Source organism: Nocardioides luti (assembly GCF_014212315.1).
GTDB lineage: Bacteria > Actinomycetota > Actinomycetes > Propionibacteriales > Nocardioidaceae > Nocardioides > Nocardioides luti.
The window spans coordinates 71,574-94,673 of record NZ_JACKXE010000002.1 but is presented as its reverse complement, the minus strand read 5'-3'; the positions used below and the strand labels follow the sequence as shown (position 1 = coordinate 94,673).

The 23,100-nt window shown below is 71.4% G+C and carries 21 protein-coding genes; all 21 read left to right on the top strand.

Annotation, left to right across the window (positions count from 1 at the left end):
- The first annotated feature begins 5 nt into the window (after positions 1–5).
- A complete protein-coding gene (hisS, locus tag H5V45_RS19455) occupies positions 6–1,352 on the top strand; it encodes a histidine--tRNA ligase (protein WP_185254834.1) in 1,347 nt (448 codons plus the stop codon).
- Complete coding sequence (gene aspS, locus H5V45_RS19450; RefSeq protein WP_185254833.1) at positions 1,349–3,127, top strand: aspartate--tRNA ligase; 1,779 nt, start codon at positions 1,349–1,351, stop codon at positions 3,125–3,127. The genes hisS and aspS overlap by 4 nt, the downstream gene beginning before the upstream one ends.
- Positions 3,128–3,274: 147 nt before the next feature.
- Positions 3,275–4,303 carry an ABC transporter permease gene (locus H5V45_RS19445; RefSeq protein WP_185254832.1) on the top strand — a complete coding sequence of 343 codons (1,029 nt, stop codon included), beginning with the start codon at positions 3,275–3,277 and terminating at the stop codon, positions 4,301–4,303.
- Positions 4,304–4,368: 65 nt separating this feature from the next.
- A complete protein-coding gene (locus H5V45_RS19440) occupies positions 4,369–6,126 on the top strand; it encodes an ABC transporter substrate-binding protein (protein ID WP_185254831.1) in 1,758 nt (585 codons plus the stop codon).
- A 120-nt stretch (positions 6,127–6,246) separates the two neighbouring features.
- Positions 6,247–7,254 carry an ABC transporter permease gene (locus H5V45_RS19435; RefSeq protein ID WP_185254830.1) on the top strand — a complete coding sequence of 336 codons (1,008 nt, stop codon included), beginning with the start codon at positions 6,247–6,249 and terminating at the stop codon, positions 7,252–7,254.
- Positions 7,251–8,351, top strand: a complete 1,101-nt coding sequence (locus H5V45_RS19430; RefSeq protein WP_185254829.1) for an oligopeptide/dipeptide ABC transporter ATP-binding protein — start codon at positions 7,251–7,253, stop codon at positions 8,349–8,351. Before H5V45_RS19435 ends, H5V45_RS19430 begins: the two co-directional genes overlap by 4 nt.
- A gap of 170 nt (positions 8,352–8,521) precedes the next feature.
- Positions 8,522–9,631 (top strand): ABC transporter ATP-binding protein, encoded by a 1,110-nt coding sequence (locus tag H5V45_RS19425; protein WP_425491474.1) that lies wholly within the window; start codon positions 8,522–8,524, stop codon positions 9,629–9,631.
- Between the two features lie 45 nt (positions 9,632–9,676).
- Positions 9,677–11,044 carry an AAA family ATPase gene (locus tag H5V45_RS19420; RefSeq protein ID WP_185254827.1) on the top strand — a complete coding sequence of 456 codons (1,368 nt, stop codon included), beginning with the start codon at positions 9,677–9,679 and terminating at the stop codon, positions 11,042–11,044.
- A gap of 253 nt (positions 11,045–11,297) precedes the next feature.
- Positions 11,298–11,822: a hypothetical protein gene (locus H5V45_RS19415; RefSeq protein WP_185254826.1), complete on the top strand. Its 525-nt coding sequence runs from the start codon at positions 11,298–11,300 to the stop codon at positions 11,820–11,822.
- A complete protein-coding gene (locus H5V45_RS19410) occupies positions 11,819–12,139 on the top strand; it encodes a DUF6167 family protein (protein ID WP_185254825.1) in 321 nt (106 codons plus the stop codon). Before H5V45_RS19415 ends, H5V45_RS19410 begins: the two co-directional genes overlap by 4 nt.
- On the top strand, positions 12,139–14,823 hold the full coding sequence (gene alaS, locus H5V45_RS19405) for an alanine--tRNA ligase (RefSeq protein WP_185254824.1): 2,685 nt from the start codon (positions 12,139–12,141) through the stop codon (positions 14,821–14,823). The genes H5V45_RS19410 and alaS overlap by 1 nt, the downstream gene beginning before the upstream one ends.
- Complete coding sequence (ruvX, locus tag H5V45_RS19400) at positions 14,823–15,284, top strand: Holliday junction resolvase RuvX (protein ID WP_185254823.1); 462 nt, start codon at positions 14,823–14,825, stop codon at positions 15,282–15,284. The genes alaS and ruvX overlap by 1 nt, the downstream gene beginning before the upstream one ends.
- Positions 15,277–16,419 (top strand): endolytic transglycosylase MltG, encoded by a 1,143-nt coding sequence (gene mltG, locus H5V45_RS19395; RefSeq protein ID WP_185254822.1) that lies wholly within the window; start codon positions 15,277–15,279, stop codon positions 16,417–16,419. The genes ruvX and mltG overlap by 8 nt, the downstream gene beginning before the upstream one ends.
- Entirely contained in the window at positions 16,419–17,267 is an 849-nt protein-coding gene (locus tag H5V45_RS19390) for a shikimate dehydrogenase (RefSeq protein ID WP_185254821.1), read from the top strand. The genes mltG and H5V45_RS19390 overlap by 1 nt, the downstream gene beginning before the upstream one ends.
- A complete protein-coding gene (locus H5V45_RS19385; protein WP_185254820.1) occupies positions 17,264–18,007 on the top strand; it encodes a prepilin peptidase in 744 nt (247 codons plus the stop codon). Before H5V45_RS19390 ends, H5V45_RS19385 begins: the two co-directional genes overlap by 4 nt.
- Positions 18,008–18,041: 34 nt before the next feature.
- On the top strand, positions 18,042–19,220 hold the full coding sequence (gene aroC, locus H5V45_RS19380) for a chorismate synthase (RefSeq protein WP_185254819.1): 1,179 nt from the start codon (positions 18,042–18,044) through the stop codon (positions 19,218–19,220).
- A complete protein-coding gene (locus H5V45_RS19375; RefSeq protein ID WP_185254818.1) occupies positions 19,217–19,723 on the top strand; it encodes a shikimate kinase in 507 nt (168 codons plus the stop codon). The genes aroC and H5V45_RS19375 overlap by 4 nt, the downstream gene beginning before the upstream one ends.
- Positions 19,720–20,820 (top strand): 3-dehydroquinate synthase, encoded by a 1,101-nt coding sequence (gene aroB / locus H5V45_RS19370; RefSeq protein ID WP_185254817.1) that lies wholly within the window; start codon positions 19,720–19,722, stop codon positions 20,818–20,820. Before H5V45_RS19375 ends, aroB begins: the two co-directional genes overlap by 4 nt.
- Complete coding sequence (locus tag H5V45_RS19365) at positions 20,817–21,257, top strand: type II 3-dehydroquinate dehydratase (RefSeq protein ID WP_185254816.1); 441 nt, start codon at positions 20,817–20,819, stop codon at positions 21,255–21,257. The genes aroB and H5V45_RS19365 overlap by 4 nt, the downstream gene beginning before the upstream one ends.
- A 181-nt stretch (positions 21,258–21,438) precedes the next feature.
- Complete coding sequence (locus tag H5V45_RS19360) at positions 21,439–22,194, top strand: class I SAM-dependent methyltransferase (RefSeq protein ID WP_221634656.1); 756 nt, start codon at positions 21,439–21,441, stop codon at positions 22,192–22,194.
- 87 nt (positions 22,195–22,281) lie between these two features.
- The gene (locus H5V45_RS19355; protein WP_185254815.1) at positions 22,282–23,073 is read left to right on the top strand and encodes an SIMPL domain-containing protein; all 792 of its coding nucleotides are present in this window, start codon (positions 22,282–22,284) and stop codon (positions 23,071–23,073) included.
- Positions 23,074–23,100: the final 27 nt, after the last annotated feature.

Below are 23,100 nucleotides of genomic sequence, written 5' to 3'. Positions count from 1 at the left end.
ACACCATGGCCAACAAGCCGTCCCCGCTCAGCGGGTTCCCCGAGCTGCTGCCCGCCGAGCGCTTCGTCGAGCAGCAGGTGATCGACTCGCTGCGCCACACCTTCCAGCTGCACGGGTTCGCCGGCATCGAGACGCGCGCCGTGGAGCCCCTCGACCAGCTGCTGCGCAAGGGCGACACCTCCAAGGAGGTCTACGTCCTGCGCCGGCTGCAGGCGGACGACAGCACCAGCGACGCCGGCCTCGGGCTGCACTTCGACCTGACCGTCCCGTTCGCGCGCTACGTGCTCGAGAACGCCGGCAAGCTCGAGTTCCCGTTCCGGCGCTTCCAGATCCAGAAGGCCTGGCGGGGGGAGCGGCCGCAGGACGGCCGTTACCGCGAGTTCACCCAGGCCGACATCGACATCGTCGGCCGCGACGTCCTGCCCTTCCACCACGACGTCGAGATCGCCCGGGTGATGATCGACGCGCTCAGCCGCCTCGACTTCCTGCCGGCGTTCCGGCTGCAGGTGAACAACCGCAAGCTGATCCAGGGGTTCTACGCCGGTCTCGGCGCCGAGGACCTCGACGAGGTCATGCGGGTCGTCGACAAGCTCGACAAGCTGCCGGTCGACGCCGTCCGCACGCTCCTCGTCGACGAGGTCGGCCTGCGCGACGACCAGGCCGACCAGTGCCTGCGGCTCGCGACGATCAAAGCCACCGACGACTCCTTCGTCGAGCAGGTGCGCGCCTTGGGCGTCTCCCACCCGCTCCTCGACGAGGGGCTCGAGGAGCTTGCCGCCCTGGTGCGCGGCTGCGCCCCGCTCGTGAGCGACAAGGTCACCGTCGTCGCGGACCTGTCGATCGCGCGCGGGCTCGACTACTACACCGGCACGGTCTTCGAGACCCGGCTCGTGGGGCGCGAGTCCCTCGGCTCGATCTGCTCGGGCGGTCGCTACGACGCCCTCGCCAGCGACGGGCGTACGACGTACCCCGGCGTCGGGATCTCGCTCGGCGTGAGCCGGGTGCTGGTGCCGCTGTTCAACAAGGGCGAGCTCACCGCCGACCGCTCCGTGCCCAGTGTCGTGCTGGTCGCCCTCGCCGACGAGGAGTCCCGCGCGGACGCCGACGCGACCGCCGACGCCCTGCGTGCCCGCGACATCGCCTGCGAGGTCGCGGCCAGCCCGCAGAAGTTCGGCAAGCAGATCCGGTACGCCGAGCGGCGCGGCATCCCGTTCGTCTGGTTCGCCGGGGACGACGGGCACCAGGTCAAGGACATCCGCAGCGGGGACCAGGTCGGGGCCGACCCGGCCTCCTGGACCCCACCCACCGAGGACCTGCACCCGCAGGTCCTGATCAAGGAGACACAGCAGTGATGCGCACCCAGGACGCCGGCGCCCTCCGCGCCGAGCACGTCGGCCAGACCGTCACCCTCGCCGGGTGGGTGGCCAACCGTCGTGACCACGGCGGGGTGGCCTTCATCGACCTGCGCGAGGCCAGCGGCGTCGTGCAGGTCGTGATCCGCGACGAGGACGTCGCCCACCAGCTCCGCTCGGAGTTCTGCCTGCGGGTGACCGGCGAGGTCGCCGCCCGCCGCGACGGCAACGAGAACCCCAACCTGGCGACCGGTGCGGTCGAGGTCGTCGCGACCGACGTCGAGGTGCTCAGCGCCGCCGCCCCGCTGCCGTTCCCGATCAGCGACCACATCGACGTGGGGGAGGAGGCGCGGCTCAAGCACCGCTACCTCGACCTGCGCCGCTCCGGCCCGAACGCCGCCCTGCGCCTGCGCAGCAAGGTCAACAAGGCGGCCCGCGACGTGCTCGACCAGCACGCGTTCGTCGAGATCGAGACGCCGACCCTGACCCGTTCCACGCCCGAGGGTGCCCGCGACTTCCTGGTGCCGGCCCGCCTGCAGCCCGGCAGCTGGTACGCCCTGCCCCAGAGCCCGCAGCTGTTCAAGCAGCTGCTCATGGTCGCCGGCATGGAGCGCTACTACCAGATCGCCCGCTGCTACCGCGACGAGGACTTCCGCGCCGACCGGCAGCCGGAGTTCACCCAGCTGGACGTCGAGATGAGCTTCGTCGATCAGGACGACGTCATCGCCCTCATGGAGGACGTCCTCGCCGCGATGTGGAAGCTCATCGACGTCGACATCCCGCGGCCGATCCCGCGGATGACCTACGCCGAGGCGATGGAGAAGTACGGCTCGGACAAGCCCGACCTCCGGCTCGGCAACGAGCTGGTCGAGTGCACGGCGTACTTCGCCGACACGACGTTCCGCGTGTTCCAGTCGGAGTACGTCGGCGCCGTCGTCATGCCGGGAGGCGCGAGCCAGCCCCGCAAGCAGCTCGACGCCTGGCAGGAGTGGGCCAAGCAGCGGGGCGCCAAGGGACTGGCCTACGTGCTGGTCCAGGAGGACGGCGAGCTCGGCGGCCCGGTCGCCAAGAACATCACCGACGAGGAGAAGGCCGGCCTGGCCGCCCACGTCGGTGCCCAGCCCGGTGACTGCATCTTCTTCGCCGCCGGCGCCACCAAGTCCAGCCGGGCGCTGCTCGGCGCGGCGCGCCTCGAGATCGGGCGCCGCTGCGGCCTCATCGACGAGGACGCCTTCGCCTTCACCTGGGTCGTCGACGCTCCGATGTTCGAGCCGGCCTCCGACGCCGTCGCCAGCGGCGACGTCGCGGTCGGGGCGGGCGCCTGGACGGCCGTGCACCACGCGTTCACCGGTCCGAAGCCGGAGTTCGCCGACACCTTCGACACCGACCCCGGCAGCGCGCTGGCCTACGCCTACGACATCGTCTGCAACGGCAACGAGCTCGGCGGCGGCTCGATCCGGATCCACCGCGAGGACGTCCAGAAGCGGGTCTTCGCCGTGATGGGGCTCAGCGAGGAGCAGGCCGAGGAGAAGTTCGGCTTCCTGCTCGACGCCTTCAAGTTCGGCGCGCCCCCGCACGGCGGCATCGCGGTGGGCATGGACCGGATCTGCGCGCTCCTGGCACGCACCGACTCGATCCGCGACGTCATCGCCTTCCCGAAGTCCGGAGGCGGCTTCGACCCGCTCACGGCGGCCCCGGCCCCGATCACGCCGGAGCAGCGCAAGGAGGCGGGCGTGGACGCCCCGCCCCCGAAGATCGTCGCGCCGGAGAGCTGAACCACCACAGAATCACGCGCCGTCCGGCGAGACCAGATCGTTACGCGCAGGTGATCGCCCGTGCGGTCTGTGTCACATAGAGTCACCGACGGCGCGCACAGGAGCAGGCCGGGAGCAGCCCGGTCTCGAACGATGTATGGGGAGAGCATGTCGGCACAGACTGCCGGGCCTGAGACCCTGGGACACCTGAGCGATGAACCGCCTCCGGTCGATCCCACCAGCAAGAAGGCCAAGGCGATCACGGGCAAGTCGCCCATGCGGATCGCACTCGGACGTCTGCGCAAGGACAAGATCGCGATGGTCTGTGCGGCCGTCACCCTGTTCTTCATCCTGATCGCCGTGTTCGCCGGCCCGATCTGCGCGATCTTCGGTGTCTCCACCGAGACCGTCCTGCCGAGCCAGTACCTCAACGCCCTCGGCGGCGGCCTGCCGCTGCCGGAGTACGGCCCGCCCAACGGCCCGTTCACCATGGACCACCCGTTCGGCATCGCGCCCAACTCGGCGACCGACAACCTCGCCTACTGGATCTACGGCGCACGCACCTCGCTGGAGATCTCGGCGACCGCGACGTTCTTCGCCGCGATCTTCGGCATCGTGCTCGGCCTCGTCGCCGGCTTCCTCGGCGGCGTCGTCGACAAGGTCGTCTCGTTCCTCACCGACCTGTTCCTCACGATCCCCTTCCTGCTGGCCGCCCTGGTGATCGCGCCGATCATCAACCAGCGCTTCGCCTCCAGCGACAACTACCCGCGCATCCAGTTCTGGGCGCTGATCGTCGTGCTCGCCGGCTTCGGCTGGATGGGCGTCGCCCGCCTGATCCGCGGTGAGGTGCTCTCGCTGCGCGAGCGCGAGTTCGTGCTCGCCGCCCGGGTGCTCGGCATGCCGACCAGCCGGATCCTGATCAAGGAGCTGCTGCCGAACCTCGCCGCTCCGATCGTCATCTCGATCTCGCTGATGCTGCCGGCGTTCGTCGCCGCCGAGGCCGGCCTGGCCTACCTCGGCATCGGCGTCACCTCGGGCATCTCCTGGGGCCAGACGATCAACCTCGCCACCAAGTTCTTCGAGACCTACCCGCTGTACCTCTGGGAGCCGATGATCGGCATCGTCGCCCTGGTGCTGGCGCTCAACCTCCTGGGGGACGCCGTCCGCGACGCGCTCGACCCCAAGACCCGTCGCTGACGCGACCACAGACGTTGCCCCCGATCCTCCTCGGCGGCACGAACACAGATAAGAAAGGCTGGACAATGAGACGGACCAAGCCACTGGCGGTCGTCGCCGGTGCTGCTCTGTTCGCCCTTGCCGCGTGTGGCGGCTCGGGTGGCGACAACAGCGCGAACCCTGACAAGAAGTTCACGGAAGCCCCCGAGGTCACCAAGGACGCGACCCGTCAGGGTCCCGCCGCGGAGGTCGACGGTGCCGCTGCCGGCGGGACCATCACGGTCTACCTGCCCGGCGACCCCGGCCCGGACTCGATGGACCCGACGGACGGGTGGTCGGTCACCGGCAACTCGATCCAGCAGGCCCTCACGAGCCGTTCGCTGACGCAGTACGCCCGCGACCCGAAGACCGGCGAGATGGTCCTGGTCCCCGACCTCGCGACCGACCTCGGCACGCCGAACGACGACTTCACGGAGTGGAAGTTCACCATCCGTGACGACGCCAAGTGGCAGGACGGCAAGCCGATCACGGCGGAGGAGGTCGCCTGGGGCATCCAGCGCTCCATGGACTCCGACACCTTCCCGGCCGGTCCCGGCACCGAGTACTCCCAGACCTACTTCTCGCAGGCTGGCGAGTACAAGGGCCCGTACACCGACAAGGGCAAGAAGTGGGACGGCGTCACCGTCTCCGGCAACGACATCACCATCAAGATGGCCAAGCCCTTCCCGGACATGGACTACTGGGGCGCCTTCATGGCCATGGGCCCGGCCCCCCTCGGCAAGGCCAGCAACCCGCCGGACTACGGCCAGAACATCCTGTCGAACGGCCCCTACAAGGTGGAGTCCTTCCGCCCGAACGAGGAGCTCGTCCTGGTCAAGAACGACCAGTGGGACCCGAACACCGACCCGGCGCGTCACCAGTACGCCGACAAGTGGATCTTCAAGTTCAACCAGGACCAGGCCAAGGTCGACCAGATCATGCTGAGCGACAACACGGAGTCGCAGACCTCCCTGTCGACCTCGCTCGGCTCGAACAACTACGACAAGGCCAACACCGAGCTCGGTGACCGCCTCGTCCAGCAGTCGGCGCAGTGCACCAGCTTCCTGTCGCCCGACTACACCAAGATCACGGACATCAACGTCCGCAAGGCGATCGCCTACGCGTACCCCTACCAGGACATGTGGCTCGCCGGTGGCGAGGTCCCCGGTGTGACGCGCGTTCCCGCGAACTCGATCATGCCTCCCGGCATGGCGGGCAAGCACGACTACTTCGTCGACGGTGAGCAGTTCACCTACAACCCGGAGAAGTCGAAGGAGCTCCTGAAGGAGGCCGGCTACGAGCCCGGCGAGTTCAAGATCACCATGATCTACTACGAGGCCGACCCGCTCGCCGTCGCCAGCCAGAAGGTCCTGGTCAAGGGCATGGAAGAGGCCGGCTTCAGCATCAAGGGTGTTCCGGTGCAGGACTCGCCGTACAACATCTGGCTGAACCCGGACGACAAGCTCAACAAGACGCTCAACATGCGTGGCGTCAACTGGTGCTCCGACTGGCCGTCGGGCCTCACCATGGTCCCGCCGCTGACCAAGACGGGTGCCGCGTACAACACCGCGTTCTTCTCCGAGAAGTCGATCGACGACGAGATGAACGCCATCACGGCGAAGCCGCTCGAGGAGCAGGCCGATGCTTGGGGTGCCCTGGACGAGGAGATCTCGACCAAGTACTTCCCGATCATCCCCACCGCGTTCCGCAACGAGCTCTTCGTGTTCGGGTCCAAGATCGGCAACGGAGTCGGTGACGGCGAGATCGCCGCTCCTGACTACAAGGACCTGTACGTGACGCAGTGATCAACTCCTTCGTGAGCTGATCGAGTTCCACACGTTCCACACTGTCGGGTGGGGGCTTCCGAACCGGGAGCCCCCACCTGCCAGCCCGCGGTCTGTGTCTACCCGGAGAGAAGCCCCCCGATGTTTGCCTATGTGGTCAAGCGCCTGATTGCCGGCGCCGTGGTCGTCGCCCTCGTCTCGATGGCGATCTTCCTGCTGTTCTGGTACGGACCCTCCAGTCCCGCCCAGCCGATCTGCGACCGCGAGACCAACAACCGCTGCAGTCCGGTGAAGCTCGCGCGCTTCGAGAAGTCCCTCGGGTACGACAACCCGGTCTACGAGGAGTACGGCAAGTTCGCCAAGGGCATCTTCGTCGGCCGCAAGGTCGAGATCTTCCCGACCACGTACGACTGCCCCGCCCCCTGCCTCGGCTACTCCTACCGGACCAAGGTCCCGGTCTGGGGTGAGATGAAGGAGCGGCTGCCCGCGACCTTCTCCGTGGCCATCGGCGGCGCGTTCCTCTACCTGGCCTTCGGTGTGCCCATCGGCGTCGCCGCGGCCCGAAGACGAGGGTCCGTCGCGGACAAGGCCCTCGTGTCGAGCTTCCTGTTCCTGAGCTCGATCCCGTACTACCTGTTCGCACTCCTGACCTGGCTGTACCTCACGGTGATCTTCGAGATACCGGGGTTCAGCGACACGGGATACTTCCCGATCACCGACAACCCGGCCAAGTGGTTCTCGGGTCTCCTGCTCGCGTGGGTGGCCCTGGGGATCTTCGGCTGCACGCAGTACACCCGGTACGCCCGCGGTGCCATGGTCGAGGCGTTGAGCGAGGACTACATCCGCACCGCCAAGGCCAAGGGGCTCCCGCCCCGCACGGTCGTCTACAAGCACGGCCTGCGCGCCGCGCTGGTCCCGATCGTGACGATCTTCGGCATCGACTTCGGCACGCTGCTCGCCGGCACCATCTTCACGGAGCGGATCTTCGAGATCGACGGCATCGGCTTCTGGAGCCTCAACGCCGTCTACGCCCGTGACCTGCCGGTAGTCTCGGCGACTGCACTCTTCAGTGCCGTCGTCCTGATCCTGAGCAACATCGCGGTCGACGTCGTCTACAGCGTTCTTGATCCGAGGGTGAGGCTTTCGTGACCGAGCAGACCAGCACCGCCCGTACGACGGCCGGTGCCGATACGGGTGCGCCCTACCTCCAGGTGGAGGACCTCACGGTCCGCTTCCCGACCGAGGACGGCTACCTGACCGCCGTGAGCGGCCTGAGCTACAGCGTCGAGCTGGGCAAGACGCTCGGCATCGTGGGGGAGTCCGGCTCGGGCAAGTCCGTGTCGAGCATGGCCGTCCTCGGCCTGCACGACACCAAGTCCGCCCGGATCACCGGCTCGATCCGCGTCGGTGGCACGGAGGTCGTCGGCCTGTCGGAGCAGCGGATGCGCAAGCTCCGCGGCAACCAGGTCGCGATGATCTTCCAGGACGCCCTCGCGGCCCTGCACCCGTTCTACAAGATCGGGGCGCAGCTCGCCGAGGCGTACGTCGTGCACCACCCGAGCGCCAGCAAGCGCGACGCCCGCCGCAAGGCGATCGAGATGCTCGACCGCGTCGGGATCCCGCAGCCGGACCGGCGCGTGGACGACTTCCCGCACCAGTTCTCCGGCGGCATGCGCCAGCGCGCGATGATCGCGATGGGCCTGATCAACGACCCGTCGCTGCTGATCGCCGACGAGCCGACCACGGCCCTCGACGTGACCGTCCAGGCGCAGATCCTCGACCTGCTCCAGGACCTGCAGCGCGAGTTCAACTCCGCCGTCATCATCATCACGCACGACCTCGGCGTCATCGCCGAGATGGCCGACGACGTGCTGGTCATGTACGCCGGCCGCGCGGTCGAGTACGGCCCCGGCAAGGAGATCCTCACGCACCCGGAGATGCCCTACACGTGGGGTCTGCTCTCGAGCGTCCCGGACGTCACGGCCGACACCGACGCGCGCCTGATCCCGATCCCCGGCAACCCGCCGAGCCTGCTCAGCCCGCCCAGCGGGTGTGCCTTCCACCCCCGGTGCGTCCACGTGGACAAGGTGCCCGGCCAGCTGTGCTCCACCGAGATGCCCGAGCTGCTGCCCGGCGCTCGCGGTGCGGGTCACGTCAAGCGCTGCCACCTCGCGAACGCCGATGCCATCTACCAGGCCGAGGTGCTCCCCGAGATCGCGCCCGAGCTGGTCGAGGAGACGAACTGATGTCCGACGTGAAGCCCGACCAGAGCGCCGCCCAGCCCGAGGGCGAGCTCGTCAGCACCCCCGCCGAGGACGTCTCGAAGCTGTCCTTCTCGGACGTCGCCGAGCAGGGCCACAAGCCGGCCCAGTTCAACCCCGACGCCGAGCCGGTGCTCGAGGTCGAGAACCTCAAGATGTACTTCCCGGTGAAGTCGTCCGGGGTCGTGCGCCGCACCATCGGCCACGTCCAGGCGGTCGACGGCATCTCCTTCCAGGTCCCTTCCGGCGGGTCCCTCGGGCTCGTGGGTGAGTCTGGTTGCGGCAAGTCCACGACCGGGCGCCTGATCACGCGGCTCTACACGCCCACCGGCGGGTCGATGCGCTTCGGCCACGACCAGGTCGACCTGGCCGCGATGTCGAACCGCGAGCTGAAGCCGCTGCGCCGCAACGTGCAGATGATCTTCCAGGACCCCTACACCTCGCTGAACCCGCGCCACACCGTCGGCTCGATCGTCGGTGCCCCGCTCGCGGTCCACAAGGTGATGCCGAAGAACAAGATCCTCGGCCGGGTCCAGGAGATCCTCGAGGTCGTGGGGCTCAACCCCGAGCACTACAACCGCTACCCCAACGAGTTCTCCGGCGGCCAGCGCCAGCGCATCGGCATCGCCCGCGCGCTGACCCTGAACCCGAAGCTCCTCGTGGCGGACGAGCCGGTCTCGGCCCTCGACGTCTCGATCCAGGCGCAGGTCATCAACCTGCTCCAGGACATCCAGCGCGAGTTCGACGTGGCCTTCCTCTTCATCGCGCACGACCTGGCGATCGTGCGGCACTTCTGCCCCGAGGTGGCGGTGATGTACCTCGGCAAGATCGTGGAGATCGCCGACCGGGAGACCATCTACGGCCACGCCCACCACCCGTACACCCAGGCGCTGCTCTCGGCCGTGCCCGACGTGAAGCAGGCCGCCATCGGCGGTCGGCGCGAGCGGATCCGGCTCGAGGGCGACGTCCCGAGCCCGATCAACCCGCCCTCGGGCTGCCGCTTCCGCACCCGGTGCTCGATGGCGCAGGAGATCTGCGCCAAGGTCGAGCCGCCGCTGCTGCAGATCGGCAAGCGCCACAAGGTCGCGTGCCACTTCCCGGGCGAGCTGGGTGCCCACCCGCAGACCCCGGTGACGGCCGGCCTCCTCGGTGTCGACCGCCAGGGCAGCCCGGAGCCGGGCCAGACCCCGACCCCGGTCGACCTGGGCCCGGGCTTCGCGAAGACCTGGTTCGACGTCAAGACGCAGCAGGTCGTCGGTTCCTGACGCCTGCCTCCCTCCCACCGGTCACCACCGCATACGGTGACCGGTGTGGAGGGACTCTTCGACGCACCCGGTGCCGCCCGTGACCGGACCGGCGCGGGCTCGCTCGTCGCCAACACGCACGCCTCGGCGCCGCTCGCGGTGCGGATGCGGCCGCGCACCCTGGACGAGCTCGTCGGCCAGGCGCAGCTGCGCGCCCCGGGCTCCCCGCTGCGGCGGCTGATCGAGGGCGACCAGTCGATGTCGCTGCTCCTGTGGGGCCCGCCCGGCACCGGCAAGACGACGATCGCCTCGATCGTCAGCCAGCAGACCGACCGCCGCTTCGTCGAGGTCTCGGCGGTCTCGGCCGGGGTCAAGGAGGTCCGCGCCGCCATCGACGGTGCCCGGGCCGAGCTGGTCGGCGGCGGCCGGGAGACGGTGCTCTTCGTCGACGAGGTGCACCGCTTCAGCAAGGCCCAGCAGGACGCCCTCCTGCCCGGGGTCGAGAACCGCTGGGTCACGCTGGTGGCCGCGACGACGGAGAACCCCTTCTTCTCCGTGATCTCCCCGTTGCTCTCCCGCAGCCTGCTCCTCAAGCTCTCGTCCCTGGACGACGACGACATCCGGGCCGTCGTGGACCAGGCGCTCACGGACGAGCGTGGTCTCGGAGGGCGCCTGGACCTCGACGACGACGCCCTCGACCACCTGGTCCGGCTCGCGGGCGGCGACGCCCGCCGGTCGCTGACCTACCTCGAGGCGGCGGCCGGCGCCGCCGTGTCCACCAGCACGGGCGACGAGCGGCCGCGGATCACCCTGGCCACCGCGGAGACCGCCGTCGACCAGGCCGCGGTGCGCTACGACCGGCAGGGCGACCAGCACTACGACGTCACCAGCGCCTTCATCAAGTCCGTGCGCGGCTCCGACGCCGACGCGGCCCTGCACTACCTCGCCCGGATGATGGAGGCGGGGGAGGACCCCCGCTTCATCGCCCGCCGGCTGGTGATCCTGGCCAGCGAGGACATCGGCCTCGCCGACCCGACCGCGCTGCCGACGGCGATGGCCGCCGCCCAGGCCGTCCAGCTGATCGGCATGCCCGAGGCCGGCCTCAACCTGGCGCACGCCACCATCGCCCTGGCGGTCGCTCCCAAGTCGAACGCCGTCACCACGGCGATCGGGCTCGCGCAGGCCGACGTCCGCGCCGGCAAGATCGGGCCGGTGCCGCCCCACCTGCGCGACGCGCACTACGCGGGCGCCAAGAAGCTCGGTCACGGCTCGACCTACCAGTACAGCCACGACGCGCCGTACGGCATCGCGGAGCAGCAGTACGCCCCCGACGTCGTCGCCGACGCGGCGTACTACCAGCCGACCAGCCTCGGCGCCGAGGCCGCGATCAAGGAGCGGTGGGAGCGGGTCCGACGCCTGATCCGCGGGCGCTGAGGTCTCGATACGCTCGCTGGCGCTCGCTACTCGACCAACGAATTGCTCGCTGGCGCTCGCTACTCGACCAACGAAACGGGCGCTGAGGTCTCGATACGCTCGCTGGCGCTCGCTACTCGACCAACGAAACGGGCGCTGAGGTCTCGATACGCTCGCTGGCGCTCGCTACTCGACCAACGAAATGATCGTTGGTCGAGTAGGCCACGACGGAGGAGTGGCCGTATCGAGACCCGCGATAGGGTCGGGGACTGTGATGCAGGAGTGGATCGTCCCCGCCGTCCTCGGGGCGCTCGCACTGCTGGCGCTCGTGCTGGTCGTCGCGCTCGTCGTCGGCCGGTCCCGCACGAGCCGCGAGCTGGCGCGCGCGCACGCCGAGACCGCGTCCCTGCGCGCCCAGATGGACGACCTGGAGCGCCGGGTGGCCGAGGGCGCCCGCGCCCCGCGCCGGGCCGCTCCCGACGACACCGACTACGTGATCACCGCCGTCGGGCAGGACCTGCGTCTTCCGCGGCACGCGGCTGACGAGCCGCCGGCGCGGATCGAGGGTGCGCTCTTCGCCGACCTCGTGCTCCGCGAGACGGTCGTCCGGGCGGCGTCGCTCGCGCACGGCGTCCGCACGGCCCTGGCGCCCGAGGCCCGCAACCGGATCCGCTTCGAGGTGCGCCGCGAGGTGAAGCGGGCACGCAAGCAGCGCCGCTCCGACCTCAAGGTCGCCCGCCGCGACTGGGAGGCCCGGCAGCGCGCCGACCTCGACGTCCCCGCCGGGACCGCGACGTGAGCCGCGGGCTCTGGTTCGTCGCCGGGGCCGGTGCAGGGGTCTACGCGATGGTGCGGGGACGCCGCGCCGCCGAGGCGCTGACCGTGGACGGGCTCCGGGACCGGGTGAGCGGCGTCGCCCACGGCGTACGCCTCTTCCGCGACGAGGTCGCCCAGGGCAGCGCCGAGAAGGAAACCGACTTGCGGGAGCGCTACGGCCTCGTGCCTCATGGACGCCCCGAGCTCGGGAGCGGCCGCCACCGGGCGGTCGCGCCGGGCACCACCGATCTCACCACTGATCTCACTACTGGGCACGACAACGAGGAAGGCAGCACCTGATGGACACCGCGGAGATTCGCCGGAGGTTCGTCGCGCACTTCGAGCGCGCCGGACACACCCCGGTCCCCTCGGCCTCGCTGCTCCTCGACGACCCGAACCTGCTGTTCGTGAACGCGGGCATGGTGCCGTTCAAGCCGTACTTCCTCGGCCAGGAGACCCCGCCGTACGACCGCGCCACGAGCATCCAGAAGTGCGTGCGCACGCCCGACATCGAGGACGTCGGCAAGACCACGCGCCACGGCACGTTCTTCGAGATGTGCGGCAACTTCTCCTTCGGCGACTACTTCAAGGAGCGGGCCATCGAGCTCGCCTGGGACCTGGTCACGAAGTCCGTCGCGGACGGCGGCTGGGGATTCCCCGAGGACAAGCTCTACCCGAGCGTCTACGAGGACGACCCGGAGGCCGTCGAGCTCTGGAAGAAGATCACCGGGCTGCCCGACGACCGGATCGCGCGGCTCGGCAAGGCGGAGAACTACTGGTCGATGGGCGTCCCCGGCCCCGGCGGCCCGTGCTCGGAGATCCTCATCGACCGAGGCTCGGCGTACGGCGCGGACGGCGACTTCTCGGCCGAGGACCGCTACCTCGAGTTCTGGAACCTCGTCTTCATGCAGGACGAGCTGAGCGCCGTCCGGAGCAAGACCGACTTCGACATCTCCGGCTCGCTGCCGAAGAAGAACATCGACACCGGCATGGGCCTCGAGCGCGTCGCGTTCATGACCCAGGGCGTCGAGAACATGTACGAGATCGACGTCATGTTTCCCGTCATCGAGCGCGCCATGGAGCTGACCGGCCGGCGGTACGGCGCCGGCGGCGCGCAGGGCCACGAGGACGACGTCCGCTTCCGCGTGGTCGCCGACCACGTGCGCAGCGCGATGATGCTGATCGGCGACGGCGTCACGCCGGGCAACGAGGGCCGCGGCTACGTGCTGCGCCGCCTGCTGCGCCGGGCCGTGCGCTCGGTCCGGCTGCTGGGCTACGAGGACCCCGCGCTGCCCGAGCTGATGCCGGTGAGCCGCGACAAGATGGGGGAGACCTACACCGAGCTCCACCGCGACTGGGACCGCATCGCGCAGGTCGCCTTCGCGGAGGAGGACGCCTTCCGCAAGACCCTGCAGGCGGGCACCCAGATCTTCGACCTCGCCGCGCGCGACGTGAAGTCCGGCGGCGGCACCCTGCTGTCGGGCCCGCAGGCCTTCGCGCTGCACGACACCTACGGCTTCCCCATCGACCTCACGCTGGAGATGGCGAGCGAGGCGGGGCTCTCGGTCGACCAGGACGGCTTCCGCAGCCTGATGCTCGAGCAGCGCGAGCGGGCGAAGGCCGACGCGCGCGCCAAGAAGGGCCAGCACGCCGACACGTCCGTCTACCGCGGCATCCTCGACGCGCACGGTCCGACCACCTGGTTGGCCTACGAGACCCTCGAGACCGAGTCCTCGGCGCTCGCGCTGCTGAGCGGCGGCGCGCCGACCCCGGCGCTGACGGCCGGCCAGGTCGGCGAGCTCGTCCTCGACCGCACGCCGTTCTACGCCGAGTCGGGCGGTCAGGTCGCGGACGCCGGCACGATCACCTTCGACGGCGGCAGCCTCGAGGTCCTCGACGTGCAGCGGCCGGTGCGCGGCCTCGTCGTGCACCAGGTGCGCGTGCTCGACGGCGAGTTCGTCCCCGGGAGCCCCCTGCACGCCCGGGTCGACCCGGACTGGCGGACCGGTGCGCGCCAGGCGCACTCCGGCACCCACGTCGTGCACGCCGCGCTGCGCGAGGTGCTCGGGCCCACGGCGCTGCAGTCCGGCTCCTACAACCGGCCCGGCTACCTGCGGCTCGACTTCGGCTGGACCTCGGGCCTCTCGCCCGAGCAGCTGCACGACCTCGAGCAGGTCTCGAACCAGGCGCTGCGCGCCGACCTGCCCGTGGGCTGGCAGTACATGACGCTGTCGGAGGCCAAGGACTGGGGCGCGATCGCGCTCTTCGGCGAGACCTACGACAACACCCAGGTGCGGGTCGTCGAGATCGGCGGCCCCTGGTCGCGCGAGCTCTGCGGCGGCACCCACGTCGACCACTCCTCGCAGATCGGCACGATCGTGCTCACCGGCGAGTCCTCGGTCGGCTCCGGCAACCGGCGCATCGAGGCGCTGACGGGCGTCGAGGGCTTCGCCTACCTCGCCCGCGAGCGGGACGTGGTCGCGCAGCTGACCGGCCTGCTCAAGACGCAGCCCGACGACCTGGTCGGCCGGGTCGGCGACCTCGTCGAGAAGCTGAAGTCCGCCGAGAAGGAGATCGAGAAGGTCCGCGTCGGCCAGCTGCTCGCCGCGGCGGGACAGCTCGCGGCCGCGGCGCAGGACGTGAACGGCGTCCAGGTCGTGGCCCACCGAGCCGACGGCGCCGGCGGCGGGGACGTGCGCACGCTGGCGCTCGACGTCCGTGGCCGGCTGCCCGCCGGGCAGCCGGGTGCCGTCGTGGTCATCGGGGCCGTCGACGGGAAGGTCGCCGTGGTCGCGGCCGTCAACGACGAGGCCCGCAGCCGCGGCATCAGCGCCAACGGCCTGGTCCGTGCGATCGGCCCGCTGGTCGGCGGCAAGGGCGGCGGCAAGGACGACGTCGCGCAGGGTGGCGGCACCGACGCCTCGCGGATCGACGAGGCGCTGGCGCTGGTGATCACCGAGATCGCCCGCGCAGCCGGGGCCTGATGCGCCACGGCGTACGGCTCGGCCTCGATCCGGGGGACGCCCGGATCGGGGTCGCGCGCAGCGACCCGTCCGGCTTCCTCGCCACCCCGGTGGAGACGGTCAAGCGCGGTCGTGGCGACCTCGCCCGGCTCGTCGAGATCCTCGCCGAGGAGGAGGCCGTGGAGGTGGTGATGGGGCTGCCCCGCTCGCTGTCCGGCGGGGAGGGTCCCTCGGCCGCGAAGGTGCGGCTCTTCGCCGCCCAGCTGGCCCGTCGGATCGCCCCCGTGCCGGTGCGTCTGTGCGACGAGCGCCTGACCACCGTGTCCGCGGAGGCTATGCTGCGCGACCGTGGCCGCAAGGGCGGCAAACGGCGAGCCGTGGTCGACCAGGCAGCGGCCGTCGTGATCCTGCAGAACGCCCTGGACACCGAACGTGCGACGGGGGCCGCGCCCGGTGAGATCGTCGAGGAGACGCATGACTGACCAGATCCTGGAACCCGAGCACGACGACGACCAGCCCACGGTGGGTGGTCGGCGCCGCAAGCGGCGCGGCTTCAAGAGCTGCCTCGCGGTGCTCGTGGCCCTGGCGGTCGTGGTGGGCGGCTTCTACTTCGTCGTGACCAAGGGCGTGGACCTGCTGCGCAGCCAGTTCTCCTCCGCCCAGGACTTCGAGGGTCCGGGACGCGGCAAGGTCACCTTCCAGGTCAGCCAGGGCGACAGCATCGCCCAGATCGGGCGCGACCTGAAGGACAAGAAGGTCGTCGCCTCCGTGCAGGCGTTCCTCGACGCCGCGAACGCGAACCCGGACTCGACCGGGATCCAGGTGGGCTACTACCAGCTCAAGAAGGAGATGCAGGCGGCCGACGCCCTGAAGATCCTCGTCGACCCCGGCAACATCATCAAGAGCACCGTGACGATCCCCGAGGGCCTGCGGGTCAAGGACATCGTCGCGCTGCTGGCGGACAAGACCGACTTCTCCGCGGCGGCGTACAACAAGCTGCTGGCCAACCCGTCCTCGATCGGGCTGCCGGACTACGCCAACGGCAACGCCGAGGGCTACCTCTTCCCCTCGACCTACGACTTCGGGCCGGACGCCACCGCCAAGTCGATCCTGCAGACGATGGTCAAGCGCTGGCAGCAGGCGGCGGACGACGCCGACCTCACCGGTGCCGCCGATCGGCTGGGCTATACGCCGGCGCAGATCATGATCGTCGCCAGCCTGGTCGAGGCCGAGGCCGGCAGCGACGACGACCGCGGCAAGGTCGCCCGGGTGATCTACAACCGCCTCGAGGGCGACGAGACCAACGGCCTGCTCCAGATCGACGCCTCGGTGAACTACGGCCTGCAGCAGAAGCTGGGCGTCGCGCTGACGACCGAGCAGCTGCAGCAGGACACGCCGTACAACACCTACACGCGCCCCGGCCTCCCGCCCACGCCGATCGAGGCGCCGGGCGACGCCGCGATCGCGGCGGCCGCGAACCCCACCGAGGGCCCGTGGTTCTACTACGTGACGGTCAACCTGCGCACGGGCGAGACCAAGTTCGCCACGACCTACGACGAGTTCCTGTCGTACAAGCGGGAGTTCGAGCAGTACTGCGAGACGTCCGACGCCTGCTGATGGCGGCCGTCGACCCGGGCCAGGCCCGACGCTGCGGGGTGCTCGGTGACCCGATCGCGCACTCGCTGTCGCCGGTGCTGCACCGGGCGGCGTACGCCGCGACGGGGCTGGGCTGGTCGTACGGCGCCGAGCGGGTCGGCGAGGACGACCTGGCGGCGCACCTCGCCGGGCTGGGTGCCGACTGGCGGGGCCTCTCGCTGACCATGCCGCTCAAGCGGACCGCGATGGCGCTGGCACCGGTCGTCTCGCAGCGGGCCGCGTTGGCGGGTGCCGCGAACACGCTGCTGCTCGAGGACGGCGCGGTGGTCCTTGCGGACAACACCGACCTGCCGGGTGCGGCGGCCGCGGTCCGCGAGCGGTACGCCGGACCCGTCACCGCCGGCACCGTGCTGGGCGGCGGCGCCACGGCCGCCTCGACGGGGCTGGCCCTCTGTGACCTGGGCGCGGAGCGGGTCACCCTGCTCGTCCGGTCGCCCGAGCGCGCCGCCGAGGCCCTGGCCGCCCTCGGCCGCCACCCCGCGCGTCCCCGGGTCGAGGTCGGCTCGCTCGCCGACGGCGTCGTCGACGGCGAGGTCGTGGTCTCCACGATCCCGCCCGAGGCCCAGGACTCCGGGCTGGTGGAGCGCTGCTCCGGTGCGCTGGTGGTCTTCGAGGTGCTCTACGACCCGTGGCCGACGCCGCTCGCCGCGGCTGCCGCGTCGCGGGGCGCGGTGCTCGTGGGCGGGCTCGACCTGCTCGTGCACCAGGCCGCCCTGCAGTTCGAGCTGTTCACCGGGCTCCCGTGCCCCCGCGACGCGATGCGCGCCGCGGGCGAGGAGGCGCTCGCCGGACGCCGGGCCGCGGGGTGAGCAGCGCCGTCCTCACGGCGGTCCTGGTCGCGCTGGGGTGCGCCCTGGCCGGGCTGATGGTGCCGCGGGTCCTGGCGCTGCTGCCGGAGCCGGCGCCCGATCCCGACGAGGACCCCGAGCAGGTCGCCCGCGAGGGCCTCAAGCCGCTCTACACCGACCTGGCCGCCGCTCCCGGCCTGGCGGTCCGCTGCGCCGCGGTCGCCGGCCTGGCCGGCGCCGTCGTCGGGGGTGCGCTCGGGGCCACGTGGGCGCTGCTCGTCGTCGTACCCGTCGTCCCTGCGGGGGTGCTGCTCGCGTACGTCGACCTGCGGACCCGGCTGCTGCCGACCAGGGTGGTCCGACCGGTGCACGTGACGGTGGTGGTGCTGGCGGGGGTGCTCGCGCTGGTCCAGCAGGACGCGCGGCCCCTGCTGCGCGGGCTGGTCGCCATGGCCGTGGTCGGGGCGTTCTTCTTCGTGCTGTGGTTCGTCCGCTCCACGGGGATGGGGTACGGCGACGTGCGGCTCTCCGCGCTGCTCGGCTTCGTCCTGGGCCACCTGGGGTGGGGCGAGGTGGTCGTGGGGACCTACGCGGCGTTCGTCGTGTTCGGGCTGCCCGGGCTCCTCCTAGCGGTCGTCCGGCGGGACCGGGCCCTGCTGCGGACGCCGTTCCCCTTCGGCCCGGCGATGCTGGTGGGCGCGCTGGTCGGCATCGTCTGGGGCGGGGCGCTCTGGTCGCATCTCGTCGGCGGGGGAGCCTGAGGGCGGCGCCCGCCACCCGTGAAAGACTGACCGCATGCTGCGTTGGCTCACCGCGGGCGAGTCCCACGGCCCGTCCCTGGTCGCGATCCTCGAGGGGCTCCCGGCCCACGTCGAGGTGACGACCGCCGACATCCAGGAGTCGCTCGCGCGGCGCCGCCTCGGCTACGGCCGCGGCGCCCGGATGAAGTTCGAGCAGGACGAGGTCACCCTCACCGGCGGCATCCGCCACGGCCGGACCATGGGTGGTCCGGTGGCGATCGAGGTTGGCAACACCGAGTGGCCCAAGTGGGAGAAGGTCATGTCGGCCGACCCCGTGGACCCGGTCGAGCTCGAGGCGCTGGCCCGCAACGCCGCCCTGACCCGTCCGCGCCCCGGCCACGCCGACCTGGCCGGCATGCAGAAGTACGACTTCCAGGAGGCCCGCCCGGTCCTCGAGCGCGCTTCCGCCCGCGAGACCGCCGCACGCGTGGCGCTCGGCCGTGTGGCCAGCAACTTCCTCGAGCAGGCCGTCGGCGCCCGGATCGTGTCGCACGTGATCGAGCTCGGCGGCGTCCGCGCCCCGGCCGGCCTGTGGCCCGAGCCCGACGACGTGGCCCGCCTCGACGAGGACCCGGTCCGCTGCCTGGACCGCGACGCCGCGGCCGCGATGGTCGCCGCGATCGACCAGGCGCACACCGACGGCGACACCCTCGGCGGCGTCGTCGAGGTCGTCGTCCACGGCCTGCCGCCGGGCCTCGGCTCGCACGTGCACTGGGACCGCCGCCTCGACTCGCGGCTGGCCGGCGCCCTGATGGGCATCCAGGCGATCAAGGGCGTCGAGGTCGGCGACGGCTTCGAGCTCGCGGCCACCCCCGGCTCGAAGGCGCACGACGAGATCGTCCCCACCGCCGACGGCATCCGTCGGGTCAGCGGCCGCTCCGGCGGCACCGAGGGCGGCATGACCACCGGTGAGGTGCTGCGCGTGCGGGCCGCGATGAAGCCGATCGCGACCGTCCCGCGGGCGCTCCGCACCGTCGACGTCGCGACCGGTGAGGAAGCCGTCGCGAACCACCAGCGCTCCGACGTCTGCGCGGTTCCCGCCGCCGGCATCGTCGCCGAGGCGATGGTCGCGCTGGTGCTGGCCGACGCCGTGCTGGAGAAGTTCGGCGGCGACTCCGTGGCCGAGACCCGCCGCAACCACCAGAGCTACCTGGACACGCTGAGGTTCCGGTGACCGGCGCCCCGCGCGCCGTCCTCGTCGGAGCGCCGGGAGCCGGCAAGTCCACGGTGGCCGGCCTGCTGGCCCGTGAGTGGGGCGTGGCCGCCCGCGACACCGACGCCGACATCGTCGCCGCCGAGGGCCGGGAGATCGCCGACATCTTCCTCGACCCCGGCGAGGCGCACTTCCGGTCGCTCGAGAAGGCCGCGGTCGCCGCGGCCCTGGCCGAGCACGACGGCGTGCTGTCGCTCGGCGGCGGCGCCGTGCTCGACCCCGACACCCGGGCGCTGCTCGCCGGGCACCGCGTGGTCTTCCTCCGCGTCGGGCTCGCCGACGCGGTGAAGCGGGTCGGCCTCGGCACCGGCCGGCCCCTGCTGCTGGGCAACGTCCGCTCCCGGATCAAGGCCCTTCTCGACGAACGCGCCCCGGTGTACGCCTCGGTCGCCATGCTGGTCGTGGACACCGATGGGCGCACCCCCGAGGATGTCGCGAGGGAGATCAGGGAGGGGCTCGCATGAACGACACCGTGCTCTCGGTGGGCGGAGCGTCGCCGTACGACGTCGTGGTCGGCAGCGACCTCGCCGAGCGGCTGCCCGGCATGCTCGGCGTCGGCGTCCAGCGGGTCGCCGTGGTCTTCTCCGACGCGCTCGGCGACCTGGTCCGACCCGTCCTGGACTCGCTCGCGGCGGCGTACGACGTCATGGTGCTGCCCATCCCCGACGGGGAGCGCGCCAAGGGCGCCGCGGTGGCCGTGGCGTGCTGGGACGCGCTCGGCGAGGCGGGATTCACCCGCTCCGACGCGATCGTGACCTTCGGCGGCGGCGCCACCACCGACCTCGGCGGGTTCGTCGCCGCGACCTGGCTGCGCGGCGTCCGGGTCGTGCACGTGCCGACCACGCTGCTGGCCATGGTCGACGCGGCCGTGGGCGGCAAGACCGGCGTCAACACGCGCAGCGGCAAGAACCTGGTCGGCTCCTTCCACGAGCCCGCCGGCGTGCTCTGTGACCTCGCCACGCTGGCCACGCTGCCGCGCCCCGAGCTCGTCGCCGGGCTCGGCGAGGTGGTCAAGTGCGGCTTCATCGCCGACCCCCGGATCCTCGAGCTGGTCGAGACCACCGATCCCGAGACGCTGACCGCGGACTCGCCCGTCCTGCGCGAGCTCGTGGAGCGCGCGATCCGCGTCAAGATCGACGTCGTGGTGGCCGACCTCAAGGAGACCGGCGGCTTCGGCGGCCACCCCGGACGCGAGGTCCTCAACTACGGCCACACGATGGCGCACGCGATCGAGCGCGCCGAGAACTACGGCATCCGGCACGGCGAGGCGGTGGCGCTCGGCTGCGTCTATGTCGCCGAGCTGGCCAGCCGGGCCGGCACCCTCGCGCCCCAGATCGTCGCGCGGCACCACGCGGCGTTCGCGCGGGTCGGCCTGCCCACGACGTACGACGGCGCCTCCTTCGACGAGCTGCACGCCGCCATGAAGGTGGACAAGAAGACCCGCGGCTCGCAGCTGCGCTTCGTCGTGCTCTCCGACCTCGCGGTGCCGACCGTGCTCGCCGGGCCGTCGGAGGTCGACCTCCGCAGCGCCTTCGACGTCCTCGTGGGCGGGCGCGCGTGAGCACGCCGCGGCGGGTGCTGGTGCTCAACGGGCCGAACCTCGGTCGCCTCGGCCGCCGCCAGCCCGAGATCTACGGCACCACCACCCACGCCGAGCTCGCGCACCGGTGCGTCACCTGGGGCGCCGACCTCGGGCTCGAGGTCGAGGTGCGCCAGACCAACCACGAGGGCGACCTGCTCGACTGGCTCAACGCCGCCGCCGACGACGTCGTCCCGGTCGTCCTCAACGCCGGCGCCTGGACCCACTACTCCTACGCGCTGTACGACGCCTGCTCCCAGCTCGTCGCCCCGCTCGTCGAGGTGCACCTCTCCGAGCCGCTCCAGCGGCCCGAGGAGTTCCGCCACACCTCGGTGGTCACCCCGCACGCCGTCGAGGTGATCGCCGGGCACGGCGTCGAGGGCTACCGCCTGGCCCTCGAGGTCGTCGCCCGCTCCTGAGCCCGCCGAGTCGGCGCATCTGCAGCTCCCAGGACCGCCGAGTCGGCGCATCTGCAGAAACTGGCGTCTGCAGACGCGCCGACTCGGGGTCGCGTGCGTCGTGCCGGCGCCGCACCCCAGCCCGTGATGTAGTCCTGGTGCAGGAGCCTGCCTGCGGAGCCGTCGAACAGGAGCACACGTCGTGGTGGAGGAAGCGTTCTACGCAGAGGCGCGGCTCTACGACCTGATGTTCCCGGGCGGCGGTGCCTCGGTGGAGTTCTATCGCGCCCAGGCGGCCGGGTCGGGAGGCCGGGTGCTCGAGCTCGGCTGCGGCACCGGGCACAAGCTGATCCCCATCGCCGCCGACGGGAGCTCGTGCGTGGGCCTGGACCTGTCCGCGTCGATGCTGGCCGAGGCCCGTCGCAAGGCGGACGAGCACGGTGTCGTGCTCGAGTGGGTGCAGGGGGACATGACGGCCTTCGACCTGGGCCGCACGTTCGACCTCGTGGTCATCGCGGCCAACTCCCTGCTGCACCTGCTCGAGGCTGACGACCTCGTGAGCTGCCTCGCGTCCGTCCGGCGCCACCTCGCACCCGGGGGACGCCTCGTCCTCGACGTGTTCAACCCGAGCGTGCGGATGCTGGCGGAGGCCGACGGCGTGCGTCGCAACCGGGAGTCGCTCTCGTTCACCGACCCGGACCTGGGCCGGGTGCGGGTCGAGGTGGCGGAGACGTACGACGCGCTCGCCCAAGTGACGCGCGGCACCTGGCACCTGTCGACCGACACCGACCCGGCGGTCGTGGTCGCCCCTCTGGAGCTCCGGAGCATCTTCCCGCAGGAGCTGCCGCTGCTGCTGGAGCTCGGCGGCCTGCGGCTCGTCAGCAGGTACGGCGACTGGTCGGGCACGCCGTTCGACGGAGCCTCGCCGCTCCAGCTCTGCGTGTGCGAGCCCCGCTGAGGACCCTCCCGCGTCTGCAGATGCGCCGACTCGGCGGAACCCGCCGGCGACGGCGGCCGTCCCAGCCCCATGAACTCGACGATGACGGTGAGCGTGAAGAGCGTGCTGCTGGCGGGTCTGGTGCTCCTGGCATTGGTGGTCGCCTACCTGCTGGGGAACGACGGGGGAGCCGCGCCGGCGCAGGCGGCGGGGCAGCCGCTCGCGGCACCGGCCGCCGCGGGCACGACCGCGGCTCAGGCCCGGACGCTGACGATGGTCGGCAAGGGCGAGGCCAGCGCGGTGCCGGACGAGCTGAGCTTCGCGCTGGCGGTGGGCGCCACGCGCGACGACCTCGAGACGGCGCTGGCCGACGCCAGCCGGACCATGGACCGCGTGCTCGGCTCGCTGACGGCGTACGGCGTGGCGAAGGCCGACGTGCAGACGACGGGACTGTCGATGTACCCGGTCTACGACTACCACTCCTACGGCCCGCCCACGCTCCGCGGCTACAAGGTCAACCAGCGGGCGCGGGTGCTCGTGAAGGACCTGAAGCAGGGCGGCAAGGCGGTCAGCGCCGCCGTCGCGGCGGGCGGCAACGCGGTGCGGGTCAACGACATCCGGCTGCAGGTCGGCGACCCCGACGCGGTGATGGCGAAGGCCCGGGCCGCCGCGGTGAAGGCGGCGACCGCCAAGGCCGAGCAGTACGCCGCCGCCGCCGGCCAGGACCTCGGGGACGTGCTGACCCTCAAGGAGGTCACCACGAGCAACCGCTCGGCGCTCACGAACACCTACGAGCTCAACGGCCTGATGGACCGGGCCGCGGCGGCGCTGCCGGTGCCGATCCGGGCGGGCAAGGACGACCTGGGCGTGACGGTGCAGGTCGTCTGGGAGTTTGAGTGAGTCTGGCGATAGACTCGGCGGCTGTTG

What these genes read in the sequence shown, in the direction of transcription:
- aroB (WP_185254817.1), top strand. Translation starts at nt 19,720, where the DNA reads ATGAACGACACCGTGCTCTCGGTGGGCGGAGCGTCGCCGTACGACGTC.
- H5V45_RS19440 (WP_185254831.1), top strand. Translation starts at nt 4,369, where the DNA reads ATGAGACGGACCAAGCCACTGGCGGTCGTCGCCGGTGCTGCTCTGTTC.
- hisS (WP_185254834.1), top strand. Translation starts at nt 6, where the DNA reads ATGGCCAACAAGCCGTCCCCGCTCAGCGGGTTCCCCGAGCTGCTGCCC.
- H5V45_RS19445 (WP_185254832.1), top strand. Translation starts at nt 3,275, where the DNA reads ATGTCGGCACAGACTGCCGGGCCTGAGACCCTGGGACACCTGAGCGAT.
- H5V45_RS19425 (WP_425491474.1), top strand. Translation starts at nt 8,522, where the DNA reads ATGTACTTCCCGGTGAAGTCGTCCGGGGTCGTGCGCCGCACCATCGGC.
- mltG (WP_185254822.1), top strand. Translation starts at nt 15,277, where the DNA reads ATGACTGACCAGATCCTGGAACCCGAGCACGACGACGACCAGCCCACG.
- H5V45_RS19390 (WP_185254821.1), top strand. Translation starts at nt 16,419, where the DNA reads ATGGCGGCCGTCGACCCGGGCCAGGCCCGACGCTGCGGGGTGCTCGGT.
- alaS (WP_185254824.1), top strand. Translation starts at nt 12,139, where the DNA reads ATGGACACCGCGGAGATTCGCCGGAGGTTCGTCGCGCACTTCGAGCGC.
- H5V45_RS19415 (WP_185254826.1), top strand. Translation starts at nt 11,298, where the DNA reads ATGCAGGAGTGGATCGTCCCCGCCGTCCTCGGGGCGCTCGCACTGCTG.
- ruvX (WP_185254823.1), top strand. Translation starts at nt 14,823, where the DNA reads ATGCGCCACGGCGTACGGCTCGGCCTCGATCCGGGGGACGCCCGGATC.
- aroC (WP_185254819.1), top strand. Translation starts at nt 18,042, where the DNA reads ATGCTGCGTTGGCTCACCGCGGGCGAGTCCCACGGCCCGTCCCTGGTC.
- H5V45_RS19435 (WP_185254830.1), top strand. Translation starts at nt 6,247, where the DNA reads ATGTTTGCCTATGTGGTCAAGCGCCTGATTGCCGGCGCCGTGGTCGTC.